1 protein-coding gene is annotated in these 601 nt (G+C 68.6%); it reads left to right on the forward strand.

The window, feature by feature from the left end:
• On the forward strand, positions 1-601 hold a 601-nt coding region (locus E1291_RS41605), incomplete at both ends, for an Hsp70 family protein (RefSeq protein WP_165495558.1).

A 601-nucleotide genomic window follows, 5' to 3' on the forward strand; every position in this document is an offset into this window, starting at 1 on the left:
GGCGGCTCGACCCGCATGCCCGCGGTGTCGGAGCTGGTCAAGGAGCTGACCGGGGGCAAGGAGCCCAACAAGGGCGTCAACCCCGACGAGGTCGTGGCGATCGGCGCCGGCCTCCGCGCCGGTGTGCTGACGGGCGAGAACAAGGATCTCCTGGAGCTGGACGTGACAGCCCAGAGCCTCGGCATCGAGGCCAAGAGCGGCATCTTCACCAAGATCATCGAGCGGAACACGACGATCCCGACCAAGCGGTCGGAGACCTTCACCACCGCCGACGACGACCAGCCGTCCGTGGAGATCCAGGTCTACCAGGGCGAGCGCGAGATCGCCGCCTACAACGAGAAGCTCGGCATCTTGCAGCTGACCGGCCTGCCGCCGGCGCCGCGCGGCGTCCCGCAGATCGAGGTCACCTTCGACATCGACGCCAACGGCATCGTCAACGTCAGCGCCAAGGACCAGGGCACCGGCCGCGAGCAGTCGATGATCGTCACCGGCGGCAGCGCGCTGCCCAAGGACGACATCGAGAAGATGATGCGCGACGCCGAGCAGTACGCCGAGGAGGACCGCCGCCGCAAGGAGGAGGCCGACGTCCGCAACCAGGCCG

This window comes from Actinomadura roseirufa (assembly GCF_900659635.1).
Classification (GTDB): domain Bacteria; phylum Actinomycetota; class Actinomycetes; order Streptosporangiales; family Streptosporangiaceae; genus Spirillospora; species Spirillospora roseirufa.